This window comes from Mesorhizobium sp. A556 (assembly GCF_054489545.1).
On sequence record NZ_JBTMXA010000042.1, the window covers coordinates 1 to 3,490 of the forward strand.

4 protein-coding genes are annotated in these 3,490 nt (G+C 58.7%); all 4 read right to left on the reverse strand.

Annotated features, from left to right (window positions below):
• Window positions 1–758: metallophosphoesterase (locus tag ACX3P0_RS25080; RefSeq protein WP_459092910.1), on the reverse strand; the 758-nt coding region annotated here is incomplete at its 3' end.
• A gap of 98 nt (window positions 759–856) precedes the next feature.
• Window positions 857–1,630 carry a hypothetical protein gene (locus ACX3P0_RS25085; RefSeq protein WP_459092912.1) on the reverse strand — a complete coding sequence of 258 codons (774 nt, stop codon included), beginning with the start codon at window positions 1,628–1,630 and terminating at the stop codon, window positions 857–859.
• Entirely contained in the window at window positions 1,627–3,168 is a 1,542-nt protein-coding gene (locus tag ACX3P0_RS25090; RefSeq protein WP_459092914.1) for an AAA family ATPase, read from the reverse strand. The genes ACX3P0_RS25085 and ACX3P0_RS25090 overlap by 4 nt, the downstream gene beginning before the upstream one ends.
• 9 nt (window positions 3,169–3,177) lie before the next feature.
• On the reverse strand, window positions 3,178–3,490 hold a 313-nt coding region (locus ACX3P0_RS25095; RefSeq protein ID WP_459092916.1), incomplete at its 5' end, for a hypothetical protein.

Sequence of the window (3,490 nt, forward strand, 5' to 3'; positions counted from 1 at the left end):
TACACCCGCACCGTAAGCACCGGATCGAAATTGACGTTTTCATCATCATAGCCGCGGGGATTGCAGACGATACGCGTGTCGCCAATCTTGTAGTCGCAGCTATCATGGGTATGCCCATGGACCCATAGCGCGGGGTGTCCGCTCTCGATCACGTCGGACAGATCGCTCGCATAGGCGGCATTCAGCAGATCACCCTTGAAACGCGGCGGAACAGAACGCGCGTGAGGAAGGTGGTGCGTCACAACGATGGTCGTGATCGGATCGGCCCTCAAGGCCGTGTCGATAAACCGCCTGGAATCCCGATGCATACTATATGCGGTTTCCGGGACAAAACGCTGCCAAGGATTCCGCTGCTTGGCGATCTGCTTATGATCATTCATGCGCTCACGGGCGTTGAACATCGCCAGTTCACGATGTCCTTCGATCCGATAGTCTGTCCAGAGCGTGGCGCCGATGAAACGAACACTGTCGATCACGACAAATTCGTTCTCCAGGAAATGGACATCCGGGAATTGTGTGGCCGCGGCGTGCCCGTCCTCGAGCCCTTCGCGGATCGAGCCCTTGTAGAATTCATGGTTTCCGGCAACGTAGATGCACGGCATCGAGGGTGCGATGTGTTTCGCCAGCCAGTGTGCGCCGTTTGCGGCCGCGCGGCAAAGGTCTCCGGCGACGATGCAGACGTCGGCGTTCGGAATGACCAATGGTTGCCGCAAATCGGCATATTCGAGATGGAGATCGGAAAACACCCAGATTTTCATGGGATCGAATCCTGTGTTTCATTCATGCGGGCGCAACAAAGCGATCCACGAATTTTTGGTTCGCGGACGTGCATTGATTGTTGCGGTCGGTGGCCTGATCAGCCGGGTGGCGGCGCCAAGCGATGTCTCACTTGCTCCAGCACCGCTTCGAGTTCCTGTCCTTCCAGTGTCTTTCGCTGCATCAGAACATCGCCAAGGAAATCGACCGTCCGCTGATGCGCGGCAATCAACTTGCGGGCGACGGTTGAAGCACTCGCCAATCTTGCGTGGACCCGTTCCGCGAGTTCATGGTCCATGGCGAAGATCGCCCCGCGATCCTCGACTTTTCGATGAAGCAGCGGCCATCGTTTGGAAAAACCCATGGTAGTTTCCATATCGAGAGCAAGCGCTGTGGCGCACGCCAGATCACTCCTTTCGGATCCTGACCCGGCAACTACCGACTCAATAATGACCTCTTCCGCCGCACGGCCGGCAAGTGCCGCGATCAGAACTCCGGTCAGCATCTCCTCGGTCTGTTCACCGGGTCCTGGCATGGTGCCGGCGACATAGCCGCCTTCCGGCGCTTCGATGGTGATTTTCACGATCGTCCCGATATCCAGGTGAAGCCGCGCCACCGCATGGCCGGCTTCGTGAACCGCCATGCGGAGTTCGAGTTCTAGCGTCCGCACGATCTGGAGATCATCGGAATGGCGGTCGATGGCGAGCGGCTCTGCTGGTCCTTGGCGCGGACAACCGGGTTCGACCGCAGGCGTGACGGCCGCGACCTCCATTCTCTTCTTTTTACGCCGCCGCGACGTACCACGTATCCGCTGGCCGTTTGCTGTCGGATCGTTCTTGGACATGTTGATTCCAATCCTTTCCTCATCGATCATTGTCGCGGGCGGTTGCGCTCGCGGGCTTCAACCAGGACTTCGATGAACCGCTCCAGTTTTCGGATTGATCCGCCAGGCCAGGCCGTTCTCAATGCCTCGATCTCAAACTCCTGTAGCGGCGCCGCCCAGCGTCGATCGTGCCCGGTATCAAGGTAGAGACGCTCGAGAATACTTGGTGCAAGGAATTCAAGCTGGTCGGCTCCTGGAACGGGAAACGACAGGATTCGGCATCTGTCCCTGAGAACGGCCGGAATGCCTTGCGTTGCATTGGCGGTCATCAACCAGATGACATTGGAGAGATCACAGTTCGCTTCGATGTATGGATCCGACCAACGTGACGATGTCTGGGGTTCAAGCAAGCCGATCAGGACGTCATGGACATTGCCGTTGTGGCGTCCGGTGCCGATCTTCTCGGCCTCGTCCAGAATGATGGCTGGTCCGGCACTTTCGTGCTGACGTACCGCCATAATCGGGAGGCTGGGTTCTCCGGACGACCATCGCCGAGGCGTGCCGCCAATCGCACTGTCGCTTAAGCCGCCACACGAAATCAGTTCATAGGGAACCTTGAGTTCCTCGAACAATCGCCTGGCAAGGCGGGTCTTGCCGCATCCTGGTGGTCCGACAAGAATGGTCGGCCGCATGTGGGTGTATTTGCGGCCGACGAGCCCCCACAGGATGGTATCGATCACCGAAGCGGCATAGGGAAACTCCGCCAGCAACACCCTGCGCGCAGTAGCCAGATCCGGCACCCGCGCCAGCGGCAATCGCCGTTGCACGTATTTATGATATTCAACAGTGACGCGTTTTCCTTCCGACGTCGTTTCGTTGCCGATGGAAGGGATGACAACAATGTAGTCGTCGGCATCGGCACCATCCGCTGCGTCGTCTTCGTCCGCGAACAGATCGGCGTCATATTCATCATCGGACGAAGGTGATTTCGCTTTTTCGACCGCAGGTTCTGGGCGCAGAATCGCCGCTTCAAATTCCCGTTCATAGCCGCGCCGCATCCGAAGCATCGAATATCGGGAGGCATGAAAGATGTCGTCCCTTTGGACTTCACGCAGCGTTCGTGCGAGCACACTCCATGACAGTGCGCGCCACAGCATTCGGCGGTTGTCGCCATGCTGGACGTCATGCAGGGCCAATGCCGCGATCTCACCGGCAATCACGCCGGCGGCTCCCGGCAAGCCAAATCCGGCAAGGTAAACCTGGACGCGCAGCCTACAGGCCTCGATCGGAATTCCTTTCACAGGAATTGTGCTCTCGAGGACCGTTTCCACGGCCTGCACACTTTCCTCGGTTTGCTCGACCGCCAGATCATCGAGACAGGCGATCAGAGGAGCGAGTTCTTCACGGCCGCGCCTTTTCATGCGCCGCGTAAGGCGGCTGGCATATTCACGGATGTCGCTGCGAAGCTCGTCGTCGAAGAATGCCATTCCGCGAAGCAATTCTTCTTCGCTGGGCAGATGCAGCCCAATCTTGGCGGCTTTCATCCGCCGCTCGAAATGGCGCTCGATATCCGGATTCTTCTCCGTCATGACCGACACTCACGAAGCGAAGTCGGACAGTTCGCCGGGGCGCCCCAGCCTGTACCAACGAGACAGCGTTCGCGCCCAGCTCATGTCCTTGGACAACAGCCAAAGATCCGACGTCGTAGTCAGTCGGCCTTGGCCGGGAAGTTCCGGGTGGCCCGTCGAAAGACCCATCAAGCAGGGCACCGTCCGCCGCCCAAGCACCCAGCGGTCAAGGATTGGGATATTGCCATCAGCGACCTCTTCGGGTGCAATCCCGCGATGGATGCGTTCCATGTCTGCCGACAGCGCCCTGACGCGTTCCATCTCGAACGCAAACATCGGATCG